Source organism: Nocardia amikacinitolerans, assembly GCF_900215415.1.
GTDB classification, from domain to species: domain Bacteria; phylum Actinomycetota; class Actinomycetes; order Mycobacteriales; family Mycobacteriaceae; genus Nocardia; species Nocardia amikacinitolerans.
Map to the genome: position 1 here is coordinate 127,084 of NZ_OBEG01000004.1, position 24,119 is coordinate 151,202.

At 68.0% G+C, this 24,119-nt stretch carries 22 protein-coding genes; 13 read left to right on the forward strand and 9 right to left on the reverse strand.

Annotation, left to right across the window (positions count from 1 at the left end; genetic code table 11):
- The first annotated feature begins 147 nt into the window (after positions 1-147).
- A complete protein-coding gene (locus CRP45_RS19030) occupies positions 148-768 on the forward strand; it encodes an antibiotic biosynthesis monooxygenase (protein WP_179830961.1) in 621 nt (206 codons plus the stop codon).
- A gap of 42 nt (positions 769-810) precedes the next feature.
- Here CRP45_RS19030 and CRP45_RS19035 read toward each other — a convergent pair whose 3' ends face one another.
- Positions 811-2,709 carry a glycosyltransferase gene (locus tag CRP45_RS19035; RefSeq protein ID WP_097246226.1) on the reverse strand — a complete coding sequence of 633 codons (1,899 nt, stop codon included), beginning with the start codon at positions 2,707-2,709 and terminating at the stop codon, positions 811-813.
- A gap of 127 nt (positions 2,710-2,836) precedes the next feature.
- A complete protein-coding gene (locus CRP45_RS19040; protein ID WP_245910234.1) occupies positions 2,837-3,370 on the reverse strand; it encodes a GtrA family protein in 534 nt (177 codons plus the stop codon).
- Positions 3,371-3,480: 110 nt separating this feature from the next.
- Here CRP45_RS19040 and CRP45_RS19045 point away from each other — a divergent pair, with 110 nt between their 5' ends.
- Both CRP45_RS19045 and CRP45_RS19050 read left to right on the forward strand, forming a co-directional pair.
- Positions 3,481-4,470: a glycosyltransferase gene (locus CRP45_RS19045; protein ID WP_097246228.1), complete on the forward strand. Its 990-nt coding sequence runs from the start codon at positions 3,481-3,483 to the stop codon at positions 4,468-4,470.
- Positions 4,467-6,341, forward strand: coding sequence for a DUF2142 domain-containing protein (locus CRP45_RS19050; protein ID WP_245910235.1), 1,875 nt, complete (start codon positions 4,467-4,469; stop codon positions 6,339-6,341). The genes CRP45_RS19045 and CRP45_RS19050 overlap by 4 nt, the downstream gene beginning before the upstream one ends.
- Before the next feature lie 368 nt (positions 6,342-6,709).
- Here CRP45_RS19050 and rfbB read toward each other — a convergent pair whose 3' ends face one another.
- On the reverse strand, positions 6,710-7,720 hold the full coding sequence (gene rfbB / locus CRP45_RS19055; RefSeq protein WP_097246229.1) for a dTDP-glucose 4,6-dehydratase: 1,011 nt from the start codon (positions 7,718-7,720) through the stop codon (positions 6,710-6,712).
- A gap of 306 nt (positions 7,721-8,026) precedes the next feature.
- On the opposite strand from rfbB, the gene CRP45_RS19060 reads away from it, so the two are divergent.
- The gene (locus tag CRP45_RS19060; RefSeq protein ID WP_097246230.1) at positions 8,027-8,737 is read left to right on the forward strand and encodes a DUF8020 domain-containing protein; all 711 of its coding nucleotides are present in this window, start codon (positions 8,027-8,029) and stop codon (positions 8,735-8,737) included.
- Between the two features lie 364 nt (positions 8,738-9,101).
- Entirely contained in the window at positions 9,102-9,956 is an 855-nt protein-coding gene (locus CRP45_RS19065) for a DUF8020 domain-containing protein (protein WP_342747029.1), read from the forward strand.
- On the opposite strand, the gene CRP45_RS19070 is transcribed toward CRP45_RS19065, so the two are convergent.
- Both CRP45_RS19070 and CRP45_RS19075 read right to left on the reverse strand, forming a co-directional pair.
- Positions 9,931-10,341 (reverse strand): hypothetical protein, encoded by a 411-nt coding sequence (locus tag CRP45_RS19070; RefSeq protein WP_097246231.1) that lies wholly within the window; start codon positions 10,339-10,341, stop codon positions 9,931-9,933. The genes CRP45_RS19065 and CRP45_RS19070 overlap by 26 nt on opposite strands.
- A 114-nt stretch (positions 10,342-10,455) precedes the next feature.
- The gene (locus tag CRP45_RS19075; protein WP_097246232.1) at positions 10,456-11,448 is read right to left on the reverse strand and encodes an alpha/beta hydrolase; all 993 of its coding nucleotides are present in this window, start codon (positions 11,446-11,448) and stop codon (positions 10,456-10,458) included.
- A 241-nt stretch (positions 11,449-11,689) separates the two neighbouring features.
- Here CRP45_RS19075 and rfbA point away from each other — a divergent pair, with 241 nt between their 5' ends.
- A complete protein-coding gene (gene rfbA, locus CRP45_RS19080) occupies positions 11,690-12,562 on the forward strand; it encodes a glucose-1-phosphate thymidylyltransferase RfbA (RefSeq protein ID WP_097246233.1) in 873 nt (290 codons plus the stop codon).
- Positions 12,563-12,564: 2 nt separating this feature from the next.
- Entirely contained in the window at positions 12,565-13,113 is a 549-nt protein-coding gene (locus tag CRP45_RS19085; RefSeq protein WP_097246234.1) for a dTDP-4-dehydrorhamnose 3,5-epimerase family protein, read from the forward strand.
- Between the two features lie 78 nt (positions 13,114-13,191).
- Here the strand turns inward: CRP45_RS19085 and CRP45_RS19090 are convergent, their stop codons facing one another.
- Entirely contained in the window at positions 13,192-14,655 is a 1,464-nt protein-coding gene (locus tag CRP45_RS19090) for an MFS transporter (RefSeq protein ID WP_097246235.1), read from the reverse strand.
- A gap of 85 nt (positions 14,656-14,740) precedes the next feature.
- On the opposite strand from CRP45_RS19090, the gene CRP45_RS19095 reads away from it, so the two are divergent.
- Positions 14,741-15,145 carry a MarR family winged helix-turn-helix transcriptional regulator gene (locus CRP45_RS19095; RefSeq protein WP_097246236.1) on the forward strand — a complete coding sequence of 135 codons (405 nt, stop codon included), beginning with the start codon at positions 14,741-14,743 and terminating at the stop codon, positions 15,143-15,145.
- 41 nt (positions 15,146-15,186) lie between these two features.
- On the opposite strand, the gene CRP45_RS19100 is transcribed toward CRP45_RS19095, so the two are convergent.
- Positions 15,187-16,065 carry a helix-turn-helix domain-containing protein gene (locus CRP45_RS19100; RefSeq protein WP_097246237.1) on the reverse strand — a complete coding sequence of 293 codons (879 nt, stop codon included), beginning with the start codon at positions 16,063-16,065 and terminating at the stop codon, positions 15,187-15,189.
- A gap of 223 nt (positions 16,066-16,288) precedes the next feature.
- Positions 16,289-16,651 carry a DUF4282 domain-containing protein gene (locus tag CRP45_RS19105; RefSeq protein ID WP_245910236.1) on the reverse strand — a complete coding sequence of 121 codons (363 nt, stop codon included), beginning with the start codon at positions 16,649-16,651 and terminating at the stop codon, positions 16,289-16,291.
- A gap of 448 nt (positions 16,652-17,099) precedes the next feature.
- On the opposite strand from CRP45_RS19105, the gene CRP45_RS19110 reads away from it, so the two are divergent.
- From CRP45_RS19110 to CRP45_RS19120, 3 genes are all read left to right on the forward strand, one after another.
- On the forward strand, positions 17,100-17,582 hold the full coding sequence (locus CRP45_RS19110) for a hypothetical protein (RefSeq protein WP_067786722.1): 483 nt from the start codon (positions 17,100-17,102) through the stop codon (positions 17,580-17,582).
- A gap of 171 nt (positions 17,583-17,753) precedes the next feature.
- Positions 17,754-19,943: a molybdopterin oxidoreductase family protein gene (locus CRP45_RS19115; RefSeq protein ID WP_097246238.1), complete on the forward strand. Its 2,190-nt coding sequence runs from the start codon at positions 17,754-17,756 to the stop codon at positions 19,941-19,943.
- A gap of 230 nt (positions 19,944-20,173) precedes the next feature.
- Positions 20,174-20,818: a pyridoxamine 5'-phosphate oxidase family protein gene (locus CRP45_RS19120; RefSeq protein WP_097246239.1), complete on the forward strand. Its 645-nt coding sequence runs from the start codon at positions 20,174-20,176 to the stop codon at positions 20,816-20,818.
- Positions 20,819-21,151: 333 nt separating this feature from the next.
- On the opposite strand, the gene CRP45_RS19125 is transcribed toward CRP45_RS19120, so the two are convergent.
- Positions 21,152-21,607 (reverse strand): GtrA family protein, encoded by a 456-nt coding sequence (locus tag CRP45_RS19125; protein ID WP_097246640.1) that lies wholly within the window; start codon positions 21,605-21,607, stop codon positions 21,152-21,154.
- Between the two features lie 184 nt (positions 21,608-21,791).
- Between CRP45_RS19125 and dprE1 the strand changes: the two genes are divergently transcribed.
- Complete coding sequence (gene dprE1, locus CRP45_RS19130) at positions 21,792-23,279, forward strand: decaprenylphosphoryl-beta-D-ribose oxidase (RefSeq protein WP_245910237.1); 1,488 nt, start codon at positions 21,792-21,794, stop codon at positions 23,277-23,279.
- Positions 23,276-24,055, forward strand: coding sequence for a decaprenylphospho-beta-D-erythro-pentofuranosid-2-ulose 2-reductase (gene dprE2 / locus CRP45_RS19135; RefSeq protein WP_097246240.1), 780 nt, complete (start codon positions 23,276-23,278; stop codon positions 24,053-24,055). The genes dprE1 and dprE2 overlap by 4 nt, the downstream gene beginning before the upstream one ends.
- The last annotated feature ends 64 nt before the right edge of the window (positions 24,056-24,119 follow it).

Below are 24,119 nucleotides of genomic sequence, written 5' to 3' on the forward strand. Positions count from 1 at the left end.
AGCGGGTCAGGCGAGGTCGAGGTGACCTTTGGTCGGAATGTTCGGCCGGGCGACCGGTCGCCTATTGCCTGAAAGTCGCTGGCGGAGAAGTGTGGGATGTACCGGTGGCGCCACCGGGCGCTGCCTCGTGCAGAAAGGGGGTGGATCGTGTTCGCACGTTCTACCACTATTCACGCGCAACCCACCGCTATAGAGGCCGGGATTGCGCACGTGCGCGACGAAGTAATGCCCGCTGTCGAAGGCATGCCGGGCTGTATCGGGTTGTCGTTGCTCGTCGACCGGGGATCCGGCCGCTGCATCGTGACGACGGCATGGGAAACCGAGCAGGCGATGCGCGACAGCGCGGTCAAGGTGCGGCCGATCCGGGAACGCGCCGCCGAAGCGTTCCGCGGCAACGCCGAAGTCGAGGAATGGGAGATCGCGGTGCTGCACCGCGACCATCGCTCGCGAGAGGGCGCCTGCGTACGCGCGGTCTGGGTGGAGGGCGACCCGAACAAGGCCGACATGGCGATCGAGACCTACAAGACCCGTGCGCTGCCCGGGATGGAACAGCTCGAGGGCTTCTGCAGCGCGAGCCTGATGGTTCACCGGGCCTCCGGACGCGGCGTTTCCTGCACCACGTTCGACAGCTCCGACGCGATGGATCGCAACCGTCAGCAAGCCGCCGAGATTCGCGAGGCCAACACCAAGCACATGGGCCTGCGAGTCACCGAAGTCGCCGAATTCGAGCTGGCGCTCGCGCACCTGCGCGTACCCGAATTGGTCTGACACCAGCGCGGCGCCGCCGGGAAGACGGCGCCGCGGTCCGGCTCAGTCGTTGATGCCGTAGAGGCGCTCCCAGTTGGCGCGGCTGGTGAGTTCCGGCATGGCGGCGCGGTAGCGCTCCTGCAGTTCGGGCAGCTCGCGGCGCAGGCGGCGCAGCACACGGAACGTCCGCAGCAGCAGCTGGCGGGCGCGGGCCTTGTCGCGCTGCCGCACCCGGACGCCGGACTGCGAGGCGTCGGTGACCACCACGTGATCGAACAGCGAGACGTGCCACCAGTGCGCGTCCTCGCGGGTGACCCCGATCAGACCGTGCTGGGTGCGGCCGAACCACTGGTTGATCGCGCGCTTGACCAGCACCAGCGCTTCCCGGCTCGGCTCGCCGCCCGCCCTGCGCATGTGGATGTCGCCCGCGCGCACCGGCGGCGTCGCGGCCGGGTGCTTGATCGTCTCGCCGTAGTCGGCGCGGCTGGTGCGGGCGGCGGCCAGCGCGGCGATACCGCCGTCGCGCAGGATCTTCGGGCCCTCGAGGAAGTCCTCGATGCCCTGCAACGTCGTGTGCACCAACCCGTACTGCATGGCGACCAGGTGCTCGGCGATGTTGCGGAACAGCTGCTTGGTGATCTTCTTGCCGTCCAGGTCGGCGTGCATGGCTCCGACGATGAGCGAGTTGCGCGTGCTGAAGTAGCGCGCCCAGTCGTCGTAGTCCTTCCAGTAGAAGTCCGCGTGCCAGACCGCCGCGTTGGGCAGCGTGACGGTGACGAAGCCGTGCTCGCGCGCCCGCACGCCGTACTCGACGTCGTCCCACTGGAAGAAGATCGGAATCGGCAGGCCGATCTTGGCGACCACCTCGGCCGGGATCAGGCAGGTCCACCAGGCGTTGTAGCCGGCGTCGACGCGGCGCTCCTGGTTCTTCTTCAGCATGCTGGTGTTGCGCAGCGCCTTCGGCACCTTCTGGCCGTGCCGCAGCTCGTGCAGGTGCACCTCTTCGGCGCCGACGTTGAGGTAGTCGGGGTTGAGCAGGAACAGCATCTGCGCGCCGACCAGGGTCGGTTCCACGGTCAGGTTGGCGAAAGCGTTGAGCCGCAGCACCGTTTCGGGCTCGCAGAGGATGTCGTCGTCCATCAGGATGACGTCCGCGTGCTCGTTGACCGCGGAGACTTCGTAGAGACCGCGCGTGAAACCGCCCGCGCCGCCGAGGTTCGGCTGCCGGATGTAGCGCAGCTTGTCGCCGAAGACGGGCCGCACCTCCTGGTAGCGCGGCCGGTCCTGCACCAGGTCGGTGCCCTGGTCCACCACGTAGACCGCGTCGATGGCGCCGAGCACCGTGGGGTCGGAGGCCAGCGCGGCCACCGTCTCGGCGCAGTCGGCGGCGCGGTTGAACGTGCAGATGGCGATGGCCACCGGACGCACCCGCTCGGGCGCGTCGGCGGTCCAGGTCAGTTCGGAGATGCCGAGCTCGCCGCCGTCGGCGTCGAACTCCAGCCACACCGCGCCGCCGTCGACGTACTGATCGAGCGGCGCGGTCAGGGTGAGCGGGCCGCTCGCGTCGACCTTGGCGGTGTCGATGATCCTGCGGTGGCCCGCGATGTCCGAGGCGACCAGGCGAACCCTTGCCTTCTTCGCCACGTCGAGCACCATCGTGGCGCGCACCTCGGTGACGGTGGTCCAGCGCTGCCAGTAGCTGGCCGCGAACCGGCCGAAGTAGGTGTTGGTGTGGGCGGTGGCGCCCTTCTCCAGGTGCAGCGCCTGGCGTTCGCGCGCCGCGCGGCCCTTGACCACCGCGTAGAGTTCGTCGCTCACCTTGGCCGATGGACCGGTGAAGATGCCACGCTGCAGGACCATCCGGTCCGGCGCCCGATGATCGGCACGCAGCGAGGCGGGCGCGGCGGCGGGCGTAGCGTGATCGTTCGGTTCGGTAACGGCCTGGGTAGCCGACTGCTCCATGAAGTCCTCGAAATCCTCATTTTTTGCCGACGGGACAGACACGCCCCTGGATGCCGTGCGCGGCGGGAGCGAGGATATCAACCGACGTCGGAGCCCGCCCGTCCAGCAACCAGGGGTATCACACCCGTTATTGTTGCTGACTATTTGCCACTTTGCCGGTGAAGACGAATTTGTCGTACGCCCAATACCGGAAGACCACCGCGACGATCTGACCGACCAGCGTTCCCGAGATGTTGTCCGAGAGCGGGCTCGACAGGTCGAGAACGTAACGGGAGAACCCGAGGCAGCCCAGTTGCAGGCCGATCGCGACGACATTGAACACGGCGTAGAGCAGGTACTCGCGCGTCGGATTGTCGGTCTGCTTGTCGCCGAAGGTCCACCACTTGTTGCCGAAGTAGGTCACCACCGTCGCCACCGCGATCGCGATGATCTTGGCGGGCAGCGGCGCGTGGTACAGCACGCCCTCGCCGCCCCAGAACACCAGCGCGTTGTAGGTGCCCGCGTCGACGAGGAACCCGATCGCGCCGACCACGAGGAAGGCCGCGCCCTTGCGCAGCGCCGCGACCAGCTTCGTGATCAGCGACTCGCGCGCCGGGGCGGAAATCGGCTCGTCGGACACGGAGCGCTCGGGCGTCGACACGGGCTGCTCGGGGAAAGACACCGGGCGACGGTACCCCAGCACCCGAATGCCTCGGGTGCGCGCCGGAGGTCCCGAGCCATGTACCCTCCCCCGTGTTCCCCATTCACGCCGACATCGAGGAATGACCCCGGGTGGACCCCACCGAGCTTCGTATTGCCGCCGTGGTCCCGTGCCACAACGAAGAGGCCTCGGTGGCCAAGGTTGTCGCCGACCTCCAAGCCGCCGTGCCGGGAATCGTCGTCTACGTCTACGACAACCTGAGCACCGACCGGACCGCCGAACTCGCCCGTCAAGCAGGCGCGATCGTCCGCCAGGAACACACCAAAGGCAAGGGCAACGTGGTGCGGCGCGCGTTCGCCGACATCGAAGCCGACGTCTACCTGATGATCGACGGCGACGACACCTACGAGGCCGCCGACGCCCCGGTGATGATCAAGACGCTGCTCGACGGCCCCTACGATCACGTGCTCGGCGTGCGCAAGCAGGACGCCTCGGGCACCGCGTACCGCGCGGGCCACGAGACCGGCAACCGGGTGCTCAACGGCGTGGTCGGAAAGGTGTTCGGCGAGAACGTCGAAGACATGCTCAGCGGTTTCCGCGTGTTCTCCCGCCGGTTCGTCAAGAGCTTCCCCGCGGTCTCCCGCGAGTTCGAGATCGAGACCGAGCTGACGGTGCACTCGCTGCACCTGCGGGTGCCGCAGACCGCCGTTCCGGTCGGCTTCCGCGATCGCCCAGCGGGCAGCGAATCCAAACTGCGCACCTACCACGACGGTTTCAAGATCCTCGCGCTGATCATCGGCTTGGCCAGGCACGAGCGGCCCGTCGCGTTCTACGGCCTGTTCGGCACGCTGAGCTGGCTGGTCTCGATCGTGCTGACCATCCCGATCGTCATCGAATTCACCAGGACGGGCGAGGTTCCGCGCTTCCCGACCCTTTTCCTCGGCTTCACGCTGCTGCTGCTCGGCAGCCTGGCCTGGACCGCCGGGTTGATCCTCGACGGCATCCGCAGGTCCCGCCACGAGGCGGCACGCCTGGTCTACCTGCGCTATTCGGCGGTTGTCGCGGAGGACGACCCGTTCCGCAACGGCGGTGACGCGCCGGCCCGTGGAGACGCGCGGTGACGACCTCCGCCGATCGCGGCAGCACAGTGGGGGCCGACGCGCAGTCCAACGGGCACGAGAGGGACGCGAACGGGTCCGTGAAATCGGCCGACGGCACGAAGGTCGCGCCCGGCGCGGAAGAGTCCGCGGCAGCGCCCGGCACCGAACAGCCCGCGGCCACGCGCGAAGAGGACGCGGCCGACTCCACGACGATCGCAGACGCGCCGGACGCGAAGCAGGCCGAGAGCGAACCGGAGTCGGCCGACAGCACGAAGGTCGCGTTCGGCGCGGAACAGGCCGTGGCCTCGCGCGAAGAGGATGCGACGGACTCCACGCCGCACACAGAGGCGCCGAAGACGAAGCAGGGCGAGCGCGAAGAGGATTCGCCATCTCCGCGCGCAGTCGGCACGCTGCGAAAGACCGGGCGCGCCATCGTCACTCGATTCGGCGCGGCGACGGTCGCGTTCGCGGTGATCACCGCGCTGTTCGGCTCGCTGTTCGCCGTGCTCTCGCCGCCGTTCTGGGGCCACGACGAGATCACCCAGTTCGGCCGCGCGTATCAGGTCGCCTACGGCGGCTTCCTGCCGCAGAAGATCCAGGACGATCGCGGTATCGCCTACGGCGGCGACGTGCCGGCCAACGTCGACGCGCTGATGGGCTATGCGTTCGACGACTACCGGCAGAACCCGGAAGAGCCGGGCGCCATGGTGGCCGATCCCGGCGCGTACGACCGGTTGAAGAGCGCGCCGGTCGACTCGCCGATGAAGCCGGTCTGGTTCACCAACACCGCCGCCTACTCCCCCGTGCCGTATGTGCCCGCCGCCGTTGGTATTCGGGCCGCGGCGCTGTTCGACCTCGACGTGGGCGGCATGGTGACGCTGACCCGGCTCGCGGGCCTGCTCGCCTACCTGATCGTGGTCGGGTTCGGTCTGTACGCGCTGCGCGCGCACCGGGTGCAGTGGCTCGCGTTCACCGTCGCTGTGCTGCCGATCGCGGTGTTCCAAGCGGGCACGGTCACCGCCGACACGCTCACCAACGCGCTGGCGATCATGGTGTCGGCGCTGCTGATCAAGGCGTTGTTCCTCGGCAACGGACTGAGCCGCACCGAGACCGTCGCCCTGCTCGGCGCGACGCTGCTACTTCCGGTCAGCAAGCCGACCTACGTGCTGCTCGCCATGCTGGTGGTGCTCGTCCCGGTGGACCGCTTCGGATTCTTCGGCGGTGCGGCGGTTTCCGGATTCCATTGGCGTCGGCTCGTGCCGTGGGCCTTCGCGGCCGCAGGCGCGCTGGCCTTCGCGGTCTGGATGAAGATCGCCGCGCCGACGGGCGACGGCATGAGCCTCATGCGGCCGCCGCACCAGTGGGGCACCGTCAAGCCCGGTGAACAGCTCGGCGAGATCCTCGGCGATCCACTGCATTTCCTGAGCGTCTTCGGCGACAGCATCTCCTACCGCGACCAGCGCTGGTTCACCCAGTTCTTCGGTGAGCTCGGCTTCGCCTACATCGACGTGCCCGCCGTCGCGGTGCTCGCCTGCCTGCTCGCCTTCGCGGTGAGCGTCGGCATCGCGGACCGGATGAACCCGCGCACCGCCACCTTCGTGCGGACGTCGGTCGTCGCGCTGACGGTGGCGGCGAGCGTCGCGATGATCTACGTGACGCTGTACATGTCGTTCACGCCGGTCGGCTACTACATCATCGACGGCGTGCAGGGGCGCTACTTCGTCCCGCTGGCGCTGGTCGCGTTCGCGGCGCTGCTGCGCTGGATGCCGTTGCGACTCACCGACGCTCGCGGGAAGACTCCGACGTGGGGACCGGCGGTCACGATCGTCATCGCGAGCTCGGTCGCGCTGATCGCCTCGGTCGCGAAGTACAGCACGATCGTCTGGGGCTGACCGGATTCCGATCGAAGCTGACAGTCAGCCCGTCCGAACCACTGAATGTCACCTCGATCGGCGGCCGGAGTGGGCCGACCGAAGGTGGCCTCCGGTCGCGCGGGCGATCGAGGGTGACATTCGGTCGGACCCGGCAACCGAAAGTGACATCCAGTCGAACCGGCAACCGAAAGTGACATCCAGTCGAACCGGCGACCGAAGGCGGCATGCGGTCGAACCACGGCGACCGAAGGTGGCAGTCGGTCGCGCCGGGCCACCGTGGGTGACATCCAGTCGAACCCGGCAACCGAAGGCGGCATGCGGTCGAACCCGGACGACCGAAGGTGACATCCGGTCGAACCCGGGCGACCGCAGGTGGGATTCGGGGCTCAGCGGGCGTTGAGGGTTTGTTCGCCCGCGGCCGCGTAGGCCCGCTCGGTCGCGGCTTTGTCCGGGCGCCACCAGGATTCGTTGTCGCGGTACCACTGGATGGTCGCCGCAAGGCCGGCGCGGAAGTCGGCGTAGCGCGGGGTCCAGCCGAGTTCGGTGCGCAGCAGGGTGGCGTCGATCGCGTAGCGCTGGTCGTGGCCTGGACGGTCGGTGACGTGGTCGAAATCGTCGGGCTCGCGGTCGAACGCCTCCAGCAGCATCCGCACCACGGTCTTGTTGTCGAGTTCGCCGTTCGCGCCGATCAGATAGGTCTGCCCGATTCGGCCGCGTTCCAGGATGTCCCACACCGCGCGGTTGTGGTCGTCGACGTGGATCCAGTCGCGGATCTGATGACCCGCTCCGTAGAGCCGGGGGCGCACGCCGTCGATCAGGTTGGTGATCTGGCGCGGGATGAACTTCTCCACGTGCTGGTACGGCCCGTAGTTGTTGCTGCAGTTGGAGAGAGTCGCGCGCACACCGAAGGAGCGCGTCCAGGCGCGGACCAGCAGATCGCTGGATGCCTTCGTCGCGGAGTACGGGCTCGACGGGTTGTACGGGGTGGACTCGGTGAAGGCGGGCTCGTCGGGCGTGAGATCGCCGTACACCTCGTCGGTGGACACGTGGTGGTAGCGCACGTCGTGGCGGCGAACGGCTTGGAGCAGCGAGTAGGTGCCGACGATGTTGGTCTGCACGAAGGGCCACGGCTCGGTGAGCGAGTTGTCGTTGTGCGATTCGGCGGCGAAGTGGACCACCGCGTCGACCCCGCTGACCAGTTCGTCGACCAGGTCGAGATCGGCGATGTCGCCGTGCACGAATTCGATTCGGTCGGCCACCGGGTCCAGCGACGCCTTGTTGCCCGCGTAGGTCAGGGCGTCCAGCACGGTCACCCTCGTGTCGGGCCGCCCGGCCACGGTCTGATGGACGAAATTCGCACCGATGAATCCGGCGCCGCCGGTTACGAGCAATCGCACGCTACGACCTTACGTGGGCCCGCGCGCGACATCTATGGCGGCGGGCTATGAAAGGGCGCCGACAATCCGAACCCGACGACTGTGACCTTCGTCTCTTTACGTTTCGCTAGGAGAATGACGACCGGTTCGTTTCGCCGCCGAAAACCCTGGTTCTGGGTGCACGTTTCCGGCACCGCACCAAGCCGTGAGGCCCAATGGTGAACAAAATTTGAATTAACGGTCACAAACGGTTCACCACGCGTTAGCTGCTCTAGATTTCGATCATCTAGTCCCCTCCGAACGCTTCACATCGAGGTTCCAAACAAAATGCTGATGAGGAAATTCGCCGCCACCTCGGCGCTGCTGATCGCCGCGCTCGGCGTCACCGCCGGTGCGGTCAACGCGTCGCCCGCTCCGGCCGCCGACGCTCCGATCAACTTCACCGCCAAGTCCACCGACACCCAGTCGATCATCTCCCTCGACTCGGGCTCGCTCGTCGTCGAGGACAACGCACTGAAGGTCAAGGCCGCCGACGGCAGCGTGGTCGCGGGCACCCCGCTGACCTTCCGCGTCGACGAGTTCGAGTTCCCGATCGCCGCGGAGATCTCCGACCGCACCGCGACGCTGACCCCGCAGCTCGACCTCGACAAGGCCGTGTACAAGCCGGTCGCCCTGCCCTACGAGGACAAGGCTCCCTGGAAGAGCGAGTACGACCGCGAGCTCGCCGCCTTCAACCGCCTGAAGGACACCATCGGCATGGGCGCCACCATCGGCACCCTGGTCGGCGGCCTGAGCGGCGCCGCCGTCGGCTGCGTCCTCGGCGGCATCGCGGGCGCGACCGTCGCGTCGGCCACCATCATCGGCCTGTTCGGTCCGTTCATCCCGGCCGCGGCCATCGGCTGCATCGGCGGCATCCTGGCCGTCGGGGCCCTCGGTACCCTCGCGGGTCAGATCCTCGTCACCGCCCCGGTGGCGATCGGTGCCGCGATCCAGTACTTCACCACCATCAACCAGCCGTTCGTGCCCCCGGCCAAGTAATTCGAACGGCTTGTCACACAACTGAATTCGCGCGACTGAAGTCGCGAATAGAAAGCCCCGCCCGGCTCGGCCGCGCGGGGCTTTCGCGTGCCGGACGACGATTGCTTCACGCGCGGCCGTCACGACGGGGCGCACACTCTCCGCAACCCGGGCGCGGCCGCGGCACCGCGCACTTGACCTCACCCAAGGTCAAGGTTTTAACGTCGAACCCGAGCCGGGGACCGAACGGCTCCCAACAGGGAATTGTCGAAGCGGAACGCAATCGAGTGAACACAGTCTTAACATTGGCGATTCATATGGTTACCAATTGTTTGCCACTCCGCGCGCAATTCCCGGCACATCGCGAATAAGGGATACGGGACACATGCTGATGAGGAAATTCGCCGCAACCACCTGGCTGCTGGTCGCCGTGGTGGCGACCACCGCGGGCACCGCCGCCGCGGACGCCGAGGTGCCGGGCTTCACGGCGAACGTCACCGGCACCGCCGCGCCGGGCCGCAGCGAAGCGATCGGCTCCACAGCGAACAGCACCGGCACCGCCGCGCCAGGACACAGCGACGCGCTGGGCTTCACAGGAAGCACCACCAGCATCGCCGCGACGGGCGGCCACACCGATGCCGTGGGTTTCACAGCGAGCACCACCGGCGGCACCGCCGTGCTCGGCATCGACACCGGCGCGCTCGTGATCGCCGACGACGTCCTCGAGATCCGAGCCGACGACGGCACCGTCCTCGCGGGAACGCCGCTGAAGTTCCGCGTCGACGAGTTCGAGTTCCCCATCGCCGCGGAGATCTCCGGCCGCACCGCCACCCTCACCCCGCAGCTCGCCCTCGACAAAGCCAGCTACCGGCCCGTCGCCCTCCCGTTCGAGGACAAGGCGCCGTGGAAGAGCGAATACGAGCGCGAGCAGGCCGCGTGGTCGCGGATGGCGAGCACCATCGGCTTGGGCGTGAGCATGGGCGCGCTGCTCGGCGGACTCGGCGGCGCGGCCGTCGGCTGCGTCCTCGGCGGCATCGTCGGCGCGACCGTGGCGGCGGCCACCATCGCCGGACTGTTCGGGCCGTTCCTGCCCGCGGCCGCCGTCGGGTGCCTCGGCGGGGTCGCCGCGATCGGCCCGCTGGGCGCGGTCGCCGGTCAGCTGTTCGTGACGGCTCCCATCGCCATCGCGGCGGTCGCCCAGTACTTCACCACGATCAACGCGCCGTTCCCGGCGAAGTGAGCAGGTCCCGCAGGAAGCGGCGCGCGCCGACGGTCGCGTAGCCGCCGGTCAGGGCGACCAGCGCGGCGGCGACCCCGCGGTGGATGTCGCCGCGCACCACGTGCGCCGTCCCGCTGGCGGTGTCGAGGATGTCGACCATGAGCGCGAGGCGCTGCCAGCGCGGCCGATCGGCGGGCGCGGCGGTCAGGTAACCGAGGCCGAGCGCGAGCGCGCGGGCGCCGAAGATCCTGGTCATGTAGCCGAGTTCGGGAGTCGGGCGGGTCAGCGCCAAGCGCGCCGCCGTGCGCGGCGCGGCCAACGCGGTCGCACCGAGCGCGATGCGACCGTAGGCGAGCGCCGAAAGAGCCCGGTCGAGTGTCGTCGGGGTCGTCTCTGTAGCCACCATGGCCTCAGCCTGCCGAAACCCGACACCGGAGTCGATTACGCGCGAGGTAATGCGACAGCATCCCGCCCCGGGCGCGGGCCCGGGGCGGGACAAGACTCGTCCGGCCGACCGTGATCAGGCCGTCCGAGCCTGCTCCAACTGCTCGAACCTGGTGCGCGCGAAACGCGCGACCCGGCCGAGCGCCGCCCTGGATTCGGGCAGGTTCGGTGCGATGCTCATGAACGCGTGCACCTGTCCGCGCCACAGCTCCACCGCGTGCGGCACGCCCGCCGCGGTGAGCCGCTGCGCCATCAGCTCGCAGTCGTAGCGCAGCACCTCGTCCTCGGCGGCGACCATCAGCACCGGAGGCAGACCGGCGAGCGGGCCGTTCACCGGCGAGAGCAGCGGATCGAGCGCGCCGTCGATCTCCGCGCCGAGTTTCACGACGGCTTCCAGCGCCGACAGCGGGATGTACGGGTCGCGCGCGACGTTGACGTACTCGCGCTTGGCGGCGTAGTCCAGGTCCAGCAGCGGGCTCAGTCCGATCAACCCGGCAGGCACCGGAAGTCCGGCCTGCACCGCGCGCAGCGCGGTCGCGAAGGTCAGGTACCCGCCCGCCGAATCACCGGCGAAGACGATCCGGCCCGGATCGGCGCCGTGCCGCAGCAGCCAGCGGTAGGCGGTGAGGCAGTCCTCGACCGACTCGCCGATGCTGCCGACCGGCAGCTGGCGATAGTCGACATTGACCACCGGGAGACCGATGCGCCTTGCCAGGCTGGCCGCGACCGGCCGGTGTGTCTCCAGCCCGCACACCGCGAAGCCGCCGCCGTGCATGTACAGCACCGCGCCGTGGCGAAGCGCCCGCGCCGCGCCGGACGGGCGCACGATCTCCATCCGGAAACCGCCGAGGGTGACCTGCTCGCGTTCGATGCCGCGCGGGGCGGGGCGCAACCGGGCCAGCCCGTCGATGGCGAAGGCGCCGACCGGAATGGTGGCCCTGGTGATCGGGGCCATCCGCAACATCGGTCGCACCACACCGCGGCAGGTCGCGAGCAGCAGCCGCGCCGCGGCGCTCGGGCCGTCCGGATTCATCACGATGGCGGAGCCGTCGACCGTGGTCGCTGTCATAGCGCACCTACCTCATCCTGGCGCGCCGACGACCACACGGAACCGAGCCCAATTCGGACGAGGCCACCGGCGAGAGTCAGCGCTGACATCTCACACATTCGCTTTTCAGAACACCACGCGAAAGTGATCTATGCAACATCAATCGCCCGCCACGCCGGGCGCCGAAACGTTCGTGATGAATTCGTGCACGAGTCGGAACCTCCCCGAATCCGGGAGCGGTCGAACTGGCAGACTCCAGGGCATGCGCGGAATCATCTTGGCGGGCGGCACCGGGTCGAGGCTGCACCCCATCACGCGCGGGGTGAGCAAGCAGCTGGTCCCGGTCTACGACAAACCGATGGTCTACTACCCGCTGTCCACACTGATGCTCGCGGGCATCAAGGACATCCTGGTGATCACCACGCCAGAGGACGCCGAGGCGTTCGCCAGGCTGCTCGGCGACGGTTCTCAGTTCGGCATATCGATCAGCTATGTCGTGCAGCCCGAACCGGACGGTCTCGCGCGCGCCTTCGTGCTCGGCGCGGACCACATCGGCGGCGAGTGCGCGGCGCTCGTGCTCGGCGACAACATCTTCCACGGCCCCGGCCTCGGCACCAGCCTGAACCGGTTCGCCGGTATCGACGGCGGCGCGGTGTTCGCCTACTGGGTCTCGGACCCGACGGCCTACGGCGTCGTCGAGTTCACCGAGGGCAGGGCGGTGTCGATCGAGGAGAAGCCGAAGGTCCCTCGATCCAACTACGCCATCCCCGGGCTGTACTTCTACGACAACGACGTCGTGGAGATCGCCCGCGGCCTTCGGCCTTCGGCGCGGGGCGAATACGAGATCACCGACATCAACCGCGCCTACCTGGAAGCGGACCGGCTGCGCGTCGACGTGCTCGCCCGCGGCACCGCCTGGCTGGACACCGGCACCTTCGACTCGCTGCTCGACGCCGCCAACTACGTGCGCACCATCGAGGAACGGCAGGGACTGAAAATCGGCGTGCCCGAGGAAGTCGCCTGGCGGATGGGGTACATCGACGACGAGCAGTTGCGCGCCCGCGCCGAGCCGCTCGTCCGTTCCGGCTACGGCGCCTACCTGCTCGATCTGCTGGAACGCGGACGGGATTGGTGAGCATGGAGATTCGCGAGCTCGCGGTGCCCGGCGCCTGGGTGATCACGCCGCGCCGGTTCGAGGACGAACGCGGCACCTTCGTCGAATCGTTCAAGGCCTCCGAGTTCGAGAAGGCGACGGGACGTCCGTTCGAGCTGCACCAGGTGAACTGCTCGGTCTCGGCGGCGGGCGTGCTGCGCGGCATCCACTACACCGAAGACCCGCCCGGCCAGGCCAAATACGTGACCTGCGTGCGCGGCGCGTTCTTGGACGTTGTCGTCGATCTGCGGCCGGGCTCGCCGACCTACGGTCGCTGGGACAGCGTCCTGCTCGACGACGTGGACCGGTGCTCGGTCTTCCTGTCCGAAGGGCTCGGGCACGCCATCCTCTCGCTGGAGGACGAGTCCACGGTCACCTACCTGTGCTCCATCGAATACACCCCCGAATTCGACAGGGACCTGGACGCTTTCGATCCGCGGCTGGCCATCGAATGGCCGAAGGTCGGCCGCGACGGCACCCCGCTGACCTACCTGCGCTCGCCCAAGGACGCCGCCGCGCCGCCGTTCTCCTGAATCCCCATAGCCGGAAGCCACGTCCGGCGGCAGTGTGCCGCCGGACGTGGCTTCCGATTTTTCGTCGGCCGCTGCGGATCAGCCGACGAGCTCGAGTTCCGGTTCGGCGGCAGCCTGTGGCTTCTTGCCGCGCTTCGGAACGAAGGCGAGCAGCGCGACCAGCGCGCCGACGATCGCGACGCCCGCCGCGAATTCCAAACCGGGACGGTAGGTGTCGAGCATGTCCGCGGGCGAGGTGCTGTGCCCACCGGAGGAGATGATCGCGGTGGTCACTGCCAGCACGATGGCCGCGCCGACCTGCATCGACGTCTGCAACACACCGGCGGCCAGACCCTGCTCGTCGTCATCGATGCCGTTGGTCGCCTGGATGTTGATGGCGGGGAAGCCGATCCAGCCGATGCCGATCAGCAGCACCGCGGGCAGGATCACCGTCAGGTAGGACGGGTCGGTGTTCAGCCGCAGGAACAGCAGGTAGCCGATGGCCATCACGACCATGGTCACGGCGATGATCGGGCCGGTGCCGAAGCGGTCGACCAGCTTGTCGGAGAAGACCGCCGAGAGCGCGACGAGCAGACCGACCGGCAGCAGGGCCATGGCCAGCTTCAGCGGCGACCAGCCGAGGGTGTCCTGCATGTACATGGTCACGATGAACTGCCAGCTGAAGTACGAACCCGCGACCGCGACGATGGCGAGGCTGGCGCGCACCAGCGACGACTTGCGCAGGATGCCGAGACGGACCAGCGGGTGCGCGACCCGCCGCTCGACGGCGAGGAAGGCCGCGAACAACGCGATCACCGCGACGAAGGAAACGATGGTGCGCGCCGAACCCCAACCCACCTCGGGCGCGGTGACCACCGTGTAGACCAGCAGCAGCATGGCGGCGGTGGAGAACACGGCGCCGAGGATGTCGTGGCCGCCCTCTTCGGCGGGCTTGTCCTTGGGCACCAGCACCCACGCCGCGGCCAAGGCGGCCACCGCGATCGGCACCGGCAGCAGGAAGGTCCAGCGCCAGCCGACGCCGGTCATCAGTCCGCCGAACAGCAGGCCGGAGGAGTAGCCGCCCGCGCCGAACACGGTGTAAATGGAGAGCGCCTTGTTGCGGGCCGGGCCCTCGGCGAAGTTGGTGGTGATGATCGACAGACCGGTCGGCGCGGTGAACGCGGCGGCGAGGCCCTTGATGAATCGGGTCAGGATCAGCAGCGGACCGGAGCTGACCAGGGCGCCCGCGAGCGAGGCGAGGGCGAAGACCGCCAGTGCGATGAGGAAGACCTTGCGCCGCCCGAGCAGGTCGGCGGTGCGTCCGCCGAGCAGCAGCAGGCCGCCGTAACCGAGCACGTAGCCGCTCACCAGCCACTGCAGGGTCGAGGTGGACAGATCGAGTTCGGCGCCGATGGACGGCAGCGCGACACCGATCATCGAGACGTCGAGACCGTCGAGGAACAACACGATGCAGAGAGTGATCAGCATGCCCCAGAGCCGTGCGGACCACCTGGTCGGATCGGTCGCCGTCGCGGCGGCCGAGAGCGTTGCCGGTGAAGTCATGCGGAGGACATTACATGCACACGCATTAAATGCCAACACATTAAATGTCGTTGCATGGACTAGCGGCGACCACTAAGATGGGGCCATGTCGAAGCCGACCACAGACACCGCTCGGCGCAACGTCGCGCCCACCGAGCTGGTTGGCGAATGGCGCGAACTGCTCGATCGGCACGCCGCCGTCAGCTGTGCCTTGGAGAAAGCCCTGCAGGGCAAGCACAAGATGGGCCTCAGCGAGTTCGAGACGCTGGACCGGCTGGTCGACGCCGCCTGCGGCAAGTACCGAATGAGCGATCTGGCCAACGACATCTATCTGAGCCAGAGCGCGCTCTCCCGCGCGGTGGCGCGACTGGAACGCGACGGGCTCGTCGAGCGCAGCATGTGCTCCGACGACCGCCGCGCGATCTTCGTCTGCATGACCGAGAAGGGGAAGCGGGCCTACGACGAGGCGCTGCCGACCCATCGCGACGTGCTCGGTCGCACCTGGCGGTAGCGGCGAAACGGACGCCGGTCGGCGGCGCAGCCCGAGTGGAATCAGGCGATGGCGGCGCGGGCGTCGTCCAGCACCTGGCGCGCGTCGACCGCGACCGACTTGATGTCGGCGAAAGCCTTCCGGTACCGGTCGATTTCGTTGTCTTTGTCCAGGTAGACCGGGCCGGTGAAGGCCTCGACGTAGACAACCGGCGGCTCGGGCGCCTCACCCATGCGCCCCTCGGGGAATTCGAGCATCACGAACCGGCCGGACTCCATCCCGGCGTGATACCCGGACTCCGGCGGCACGGTCTTGATCCGCACGTTCGGCAGATCGCACATGCGCCGCAGATGCTCGAGCTGACCCGCCGTCACCTCTGCGCCACCGACGCGCCGCCACAGCACCGCCTCGCTGATCACCGCCTCCAGCTGCACCGGCGATTCACCGCGGGTCACCAAAGCCTGCCTGGCCATGCGCAACTGGACCCGGCGCTCGATCTCGGCGGGCGTCGCGTCCGGCCGCGCCGCGCTCAGCAGCGCCCTCGCGTACTCCTCGGTCTGCAAAAGCCCTGGCACCAGCTCGTTCTCGTAGGTGGACAGCTGGCGCGCCGCCTCCTCGAGACCGATGTAGATCTCGAAGCCTTCGCCGAGCACGTCGCTGTAGGCGGTCCACCAGCCCCTGGCCTTGGTCTCCTTGGCCAGCGCGGTGAGCGGGCCGACGAGATCGCCGGGGGCGCCGTAGATCTTGCACATCGCCTCGACGTCCAAGCTGCGCAGCGAGGTCTGGCCGGTCTCGATCCGCCAGATCTTGGCCTCCGACCACTCCAGCTGCTTGGCGGCCATCCTGGTGGTCATCCTGGCTCGGTTACGCAGGTCGCGCAGGTGTCGGCCGAGTTGCCGACGCGGCATGGTCGATCCGGTCGTTGCCTGCGGTAAAGCCATGCTTTCCCCCTCGCGCCATGCGCCGACGAGACACGGCGAAACCTCCCGTGTCACCCGAAATCGACGCTCCCTACCCAGTGCCCGGAGCCTTCCCGGACGCTCGAACAGCATTGTTTCACAGCAAAACTGACATAGTGCAGGATTGCTGTCACAGGCAGGTCTATGTCGCAAGAGAGACAATCAGGTTCGGCAGGGTCACTACGTGGCAACTCTGTCCGGTTGCTTACTTGCGCGAACCCCGCTTGCGGAAGCGCCAGAACTGCACCGCGCGCACGTCCTCGGAGAGCTGGTTCACCGGCTCGGCGACATCCGAAAGCGCTTGGAACAGATCGTCGGCCAGCTCGCTGATGTGCTCCACCCGGGTGGCCAGCCGCGAAGCGTTGACCAGGAACTCCAGCATCAGGCGCACGGCGGCGGCGATCGAGAGACCGAGCGGCACCGCGACCAGGCCCGCGAGCACGCCGAGCACCGCCGAGATCTGCCACATCCACACCGTGATCGCGATCGGCAGTGCCACGGCGAAGATCAGGCCGAGCATGTAGGCCAGCGGCAGCAGCGTGGTGGTCGCGGTGCGGTGGAGCTGCACATCGATCAGGGCGCGCGGTCTCCACACTCCACTGCCGGAAGGCGCGCGGGCTGCGGAACGGCTCGGCGGGCTCCTCGTCGCGCTCCTGCGCCCGGAAGCGCCTGGCGGCCGACTCTTTCCAAGCGATCCAACGAGATTCGGTCTCGTACTCCGCGGGATCGAGCTCCACGGGAGTGGTCGGTTCGTCGGTCATGTCGCGCATCTTCCCCGTATTCCGCTCCCCGAACCAGCCCCAAGGAACCTCACAGCCCGGACTCGGCTGCGGCACAGCGAGGTCGCCGAAAGTTGGCCCCGTGGCAGCGAGCAGAACAACCCGACCGAACCTCCGCCGAATGAGACCTAGTCCACAGTTCAAGAAACTTTGCCGAATCGCGTAACGCCGGGGCCACCGCCCCTCGATACGAACCATGAACGCAGGACCCAGATCTATCGGGGAATGGAGAAAACAGTGCGCACCTCGTTTCCGACTTCCGTCTCCGCGGCCGACATGGACGCCGCGGCGCAGGACTACATCCAGCGCGGGTGGACGGTCGCCGAAACGGCCAACGGGATCTGCCTGATCACCGATGACGAGATTTCCGGCATCGAGGTCAGCGGCGAGCTGGCCGGTGCGGTCCGCCGCTTCCTGCGCGCCAACAACCTGTCCGGGCCGGTGATCGAGTTCCCCGGCGCCGACCGTCGCGAGATCCACCTCGTCACCGGCGTGCGCAAGGCCGCCATGGCGCTCGAGGCGCTGCGCGAGGCGGGCGCCATCGTGTACACCGACGGCGCGGGCATCCCGCTGCCGCCGAGCAAGCTCTCGGCCGGTTCTGCTTGCTGGGGCGTCGCCCCGCACGAGGCCCGCTGGGTGCCTCCGGTGGTCGCGATCAGCGCCGCGGTCCGTTCGGCGGGCATCCGCCGCCGGGCCCAGCTGACCAGCGTCGCCTGCTGACCCGCTCCCCGAGGTAGGGGACGGCCCGCACTACCGACCCTGTACGACCGGCATCCGCCCGACGGATGCCGGTCGTCCTCATTTCCATCGCCACTCGCGGCTATGCGACATTCACCAAGAATGTCGCAAATTAGCCTTCCCTTCCGTACGGCCGCCGGGTCAAGATGGGGTATGGCCCCGATCACAGAGCTCTCCCGCAACCTGTTGCGCACCTGCCCGCTGTGCGAAGCGGTGTGCGGGCTGGAGATCACCCTCGACCGCGACGATCACGTCACCTCGATCCGCGGCGACAAACAGGACCCCTTCAGCAAAGGCTTCATCTGTCCCAAAGGCGCCAGCCTCGGACACCTCGACGAGGACCCGGACCGCGTCACCGAACCGCTGATCCGCGACCGGGCGACCGGCGTGCGGCGCACCGCGACCTGGGACGAGGCATTCGACTACATCGCCGAACGTTTTCCGCCGATCGTCGCGGAGCACGGGAACCAGGCGGCCGCACTCTATTTGGGCAACCCGAACGCGCACACCGTGGCCGGCGCGCTGTATCTGCCCGTCCTGATCCGCGCGCTCGGCACCAAGAATCTGTTCTCCGCGAGCACCGCCGATCAGATGCCCAAGCAGGTGGCCAGCGGACTGATGTTCGGTGACCCGCTGACCGTTCCGGTTCCGGACCTGGACCGCACCGACTATCTGCTGATGCTCGGGGCCAATCCGCTGGAATCCAACGGATCGCTGTGCACCGCGCCCGATTTCCCCGGTCGGCTGAAGGCGCTGCGCCGCAGGGGCGGAAAGTTCGTCGTGGTGGATCCGCGGCTGACGCGCACCGCGAAGCTGGCCGACGAGCACCTCTTCGTCCGGCCGGGCACCGACGCGTACCTGTTGTTCGGCATCGTGCACACGCTCTTCGCCGAGGGACTGACCGACGTGCGGGTCGAGGTAGCGGGCCTGGACGAAGTGCGCGAGGCCGCCGCCGATTTCACGCCGGACGTCGTCGCGGCGCGCACGGGGGTGTCCGCCGAGACCGTCGTCCGCATCGCCCGCGAGCTGGCCGCCGCCCCGACCGCGGCGGTCTACGCCAGGATCGGTACCTGCACGGCCGAATTCGGCACCCTCACCCAGTGGCTCGTCGACGTGATCAACGTGCTCACCGGCAATCTGGACGCCCCCGGCGGCGCCATGTTCGCGACCGCCGCGGCGGGCGGCATCACCCGCACCAAACCGTTCCGCACCGGGCGCTGGGCCAGCCGGGTGCGCGGGCTGCCCGAATCGATGGGCGAACTTCCGGTGGCCACGCTCGCCGACGAGATCCGCACGCCGGGCGAGGGTCAGGTGCGCGCCATGGTGACGGTCGCGGGCAATCCGGTGCTCTCCGCGCCGAGCGGCGCACGGCTGGACGAGGCGTTCGCCGGGCTGGAGTTCATGGTGAGCGTGGACCGCTACGTCAACGAGACGACGAAGCACGCCGATGTCATCCTGCCGCCGCCGCGCCCGCTCCAGTCACCGCACTACGATTTCGCGCTGCTCCAATTCGCGGTACGCAACTACGCGCGCTACTCGCGCCCGCTTGTTCCACTCGGCGACCGCCCGTCGGAGGGCGGGGTGCTCGCCCGGCTCGGCGCCGCGCTCACCGGCAGGCCGCACAACGGCACCGGCGATCAAGATCCGCTGACCATGGTGGACGAACTGGTCATCGCGGGCATGCTGCACAAAGCGGGCATTCCGGAGCGTCGGCCCGAATTGCACGGGGAGACAAGCACCGAGCAGCGCCTCGATCTGATGCTGCGGCTCGGACCCTACGGCGAGTGGAACGGCGGCACGCTGAATCTGCGCGTGCTGCTGGACAATCCGCACGGCGTCGATCTCGGGCCGCTGCGCCCTCGGCTGCCGGAGGCGCTGCGCACCGCTTCGAAGCGGGTGGAGCTCGCGCCTGCGCCGCTGCTCGCGGACGTGGCGCGGTTGCGCGCCAAACTGGCCGAGGAGGCACCGGATTTCGTCCTGATCGGGCGGCGGCACCTGCGCTCCAACAACAGCTGGATGCACAACGTCGCGAGCCTGGTGAGCGGTACCAACCGGTGCACCTTGCAGATTCACCCCGACGACGTGAGCAGGCTCGGACTCGGCGATCAGGCCGTGGTGAAGTCCGCGGCGGGGACGTTGACCGTGCCGCTCGAGCCGACCGAGGCGATCATGCCCGGCGTGGTGAGCCTGCCGCACGGCTGGGGCCACGACGGCAGCACGCAGACGGTGGCCAAGGCCAACGCCGGGGTGAATGCCAATGCGCTGACCGACGATTCGGTGGTGGACGTGCCCTCGGGGAACGCGGTGTTCAACGGCGTGCCGGTGACGCTGACGCCCGCGTGAAATCGCCCGCCGCCGCCGGTGGTGCCGACCGATCGGAAACAATTCCGGTCGGTCGGAATGCGGCAAACTTGTGGAAAGCCTTGCGCTAACTCCGTATTCAGTGCATCCTCGTTGTCGGTTTCGTAGATTTGCCATGCCCGATCCCATTAAAATGGACAGGATTTCGGTCAAGTCGCGGTTCAGCGTCGAGTCGCGCGGTACCCCGGATTCCGGCGATCAGAGGGGGCTCGATGCCCGGTACACGTTGTGGCAGCGACGGCGAGCACGAACTACAGGAAAGACACGGTACGCAGGGCAGAGCCGAACGGTTCTACGCAGATCAGGTGGTCGATCGACTCAACGAGACGATGATCGAATTCATCGGCAGGATGGACATGGCGTTCATCGCCACCGCCGACAAACACGGCGAGTGCGACAACAGTTTCCGCGCCGGTCCACCCGGATTTCTGCATGTGATCGACGACCGTACGGTCGCTTATCCCGAGTACCGCGGCAACGGCGTGATGGCCAGTCTCGGCAATATTCTGGAGAACCCGCACGTAGGCATCCTGCTAATCGATTTCGTGCGCGATCTCATCGGCCTACACATCAACGGGTCGGCCCGCATCGTGGAGGACGAAACGCTACGGCGCACAGTGCCCGACCTACCCTCGAACGTCAAGGGAAGGACCGCGGAACTCTGGGTCGTGGTCGACGTCGAAGAGGCATACATCCACTGCCGCAAGCACATTCCGCACCTGGTACCCGCGGAACGCGAGCAGCGGGAGTGGGGCACCGACAACGTGCGGGCCAAGGGCGGCGACTACTTCGGCGTGAAGGCGCAAGCCCGAGCCGAACTCGCGGACCTGCCGGAGTCGGCGCCGGTGCTCGCGTAGGCGTACCTCCGTATCCGCTCCGGCCGTGCGCGGGGCTGAGGACGGACTGCGTCCGACGGGCGCCTCCTTGGCGTATCTCCGCCTCCGCTCGGCCCACGTGCGGGCTCATGACGGACTGAGTCCAGCAGCGTTATTCAGCATGCGTCCGCCTTCGCTGGCCGTGCAGCTTGACGAGAGACTGCTTGCGGCCCGTCCCCTGGCGGAACCTCTGCCTTCGCGGCCACGAGTGGTCTCGACGGGGTCCGTCCGGCTGGGCGAACCTTCGCCTACGCTCCGGCGGTAGCTGACGAAGGTCTCCGTCTCGGGGCGCCCGGTCGGCCTCAGTTCTCGGCGTCAGTGGATCTTGAAGATCACCAGGCGCTGCACGACGAAGTTGATGACGGTCGCGATGCCCTGCGCGACGACGAACGCCAGCGGCACCCGCCACCACTGCTCGCCGATCGCGTAGTACAGCACCTGGTTGATGCCGACCTGCACGGCGAAGGTCGTGGCGTACAGCGCGACGACGGCGGCGAAGCGGGCGCGGCTCGGCGGCGCCTGGAACGTCCACCTGCGGTTGATCAGGTACGCCGTGGTGGTGCCCGCGATGAAGCCGATGGACTTGGCGACCGAGACCGGCAGGCCGAGCACGTTCAGCAGCAGGACGTACAACCCGAAGTCCACGAGTGCCGACAGGCCGCCGGTCAGGGTGAACCGGATGATCTGCGTCTTCAGATCGACATCGGTACCGGCGGGCTCGTCGACCAGCGGCAGTTCGGCCGGGAGCGGCAGGTGGGGTTCGGCGTGCACGGGCACGAGCGTAATGGGAACGGCCTCGGAGACCCATCCCAGTGGGTTGTGGAGGTACGCCCAATAGGCGCTGCCGGACGAAGTCCGCCCTCAGCCCGCGCATGGCCGGAGCGCAGGCGGAGGTACGCCCATACTCACGAGTACGGTGACATCGACCCGTCCGGCCGTCATGCCTGTAGCCTCTATGCCGATGTCCACGAAAGCTTCGACCGCCACCACGACGAACGGTGTCAGCGGGACCGCAGGTAGCACCGCCAACGGCGCTGCGAGCGCCGACAGCTTCGCGCTGCCGACCCGGACCCAGGCACTGACCGGGTGGGGTCGCACCGCGCCAACGTCCGCCGAAGTGCTCTCGACCAGCGATCCGGAAGTGATCGCCAAGGCCGTCGCCATGGTCGCCGAGGACAACGACGGCAAGCCCGCCCATCTACGCCGCGGCGTGATCGCGCGCGGGCTAGGCCGTTCCTACGGCGACAACGCCCAGAACGCGGGCGGCCTCGTCGTCGACATGACCGCGCTGAACAAGATCCACCGCATCGACCGCGACACCCGCCTGGTCGACGTGGACGCGGGCGTGAACCTCGACCAGCTGATGAAGGCGGCGCTGCCGTTCGGCCTGTGGGTCCCGGTGCTGCCCGGCACCAGGCAGGTCACCATCGGCGGCGCGATCGGCTCCGATATCCACGGCAAGAATCATCACAGCGCGGGCAGCTTCGGCAACCACGTGCGTTCGATGGAGCTGCTCACCGCCGACGGCACCGTCCAGCACATCACGCCGAAGAAGAACGCCAAGCTGTTCTGGGCCACCGTCGGCGGCTGCGGACTGACCGGCATCATCCTGCGCGCCACCATCGAGATGACGCCGACGGAGACCGCGTACTTCATCGCCGACGGTGATGTGACGCCGACGCTGGACGACACCATCGCCTTCCACAGCGACGGTTCCGAGGACCGCTACGAGTACAGCTCCGCGTGGTTCGACGCGATCAGCCCCGAACCCAAGCTGGGCCGGGCCGCGATCTCGCGCGGCAACCTGGCCAAGCTGGATCAGCTGCCGAAGAAGTTGCAGAAGGACCCGCTGCGGTTCAACGGCAAGACGTTCTTCACGCTGCCGGACGTGTTTCCGAACGGGCTGGCCAACAAGTACACCTTCACGCCGATCGGCGAGCTCTGGTACCGCAAGTCGGGCACCTACCGCGGCAAGGTGCAAAACCTGACGCAGTTCTACCACCCGCTCGACATGCTGGGTGAATGGAACCGCGGCTACGGCTCGAACGGCTTCCTGCAGTACCAGTTCGTGGTGCCGCCGGAGTCGGTGGACGAGTTCAAGCGGATCATCATCGACATCCAGCGGTCCGGGTTCTACTCGTTCCTCAATGTTTTCAAGCTCTTCGGCCCGGGTAACCAAGCGCCGCTGAGCTTCCCGATGCCCGGCTGGAACATCTGCGTCGACTTCCCGATCTCGGCGGGCCTCAACGAGTTCGTCACCGATCTGGACCGCCGGGTGCTCGAATTCGGCGGACGGCTCTACACCGGCAAGGACTCGCGCACCACCGCCGAGACCTTCCACAAGATGTATCCGCGGATCGACGAGTGGATCAAGGTCCGCCGAAGTGTCGATCCCACAGGCGTTTTCATGTCCGATATGGCGAGAAGGCTGGAGCTTCAGTGATCAATGCCGTAGGCAACCCGCAGACCATCCTGCTGCTGGGCGGTACCTCGGAGATCGGGCTCGCGATCTGTGCCGAGTACCTGAAGAAGGGGCCGGCGCGGATCGTCCTCGCGACCCTGCCCAACGATCCGCTGCGCGCGGGCGCGGTGGCTCAGATGGAGGCCGCCGGTGCGAACAAGGTCGAGGTCGTCGACTTCGACGCGCTCGACACCGACTCGCACCCGAAGGTGATCGACGCGGCCTGGTCCGGCGGTGACGTGGACGTCGCCATCGTGGCCTTCGGCATGCTCGGCGACGCCGAACAGCTGTGGCAGGACCAGCGCAAGGCCGTGCAGATCGCCGGAATCAACTACACCGCCGCGGTTTCCGTCGGCGTGCTGGTCGGCGAGAAGATGAAGGCGCAGGGGTACGGGCGCATCATCGCCATGTCCTCGGTGGCCGGTGAGCGGGTGCGCCGCTCCAACTTCGTCTACGGCTCCACCAAGGCCGGCCTGGACGGCTTCTACCTCGGCCTCGGCGAGGCGCTGCGCCCATTCGGGCCCCGCGTCCTCGTCATCCGCCCCGGCCAGGTGCGCACCAAGACCACCCTTGACCACTGGAAGGCCACCGGCGCCAAGGAAGCCCCCTTCACCGTCGACAAGGAAGAAGTGGCGGCACTCGCGGTAGCGGCCTCCGAAAAGGGCAAGGAGCTCATCTGGGCCCCCGGCCCCGTCCGCTACCTCATGTCCATCCTCCGCCACATCCCCCGCCCCCTCTTCCGCAAACTGCCCCTGTAGAGGTTGGTCGTCTGCGAGGGCCGCACATCGTCTCCCGATGTGCGGCCCTCGCTGTTCAGACACC